General features: G+C 44.2%; 1 rRNA gene. It reads left to right on the top strand.

Annotated features, from left to right (window positions below):
* A 23S ribosomal RNA gene (locus BHE89_RS02340) occupies nucleotides 1-144 on the top strand; the annotation flags it as partial.
* Nucleotides 145-258: the final 114 nt, after the last annotated feature.

Consider the following 258-nt stretch of genomic DNA (forward strand, 5'->3'; position numbering starts at 1 on the left):
GGGAAACTTGCCTCGAGATGAGTCTTCCCTGTCACCTAGAGTGACCTAAAGGAACGTTTAAGACTAAGACGTTGATAGGCTGGGTGTGTAAGCGTAGCGATACGTTGAGCTAACCAGTACTAATGAACCGTGAGGCTTAACCTGACAACACCGAAGGTGTTTTGTCAGAGAGACAAAACGATGAAGTAAGCTTGTTTAAGATTGATAATTACTGGTGACGAGCCGTTAAAAGGTGAGGCACGGGTAATAAAACAGAAT

This window comes from Shigella sp. FC1967 (genome assembly GCF_001743005.1).
GTDB lineage: Bacteria > Pseudomonadota > Gammaproteobacteria > Enterobacterales > Enterobacteriaceae > Proteus.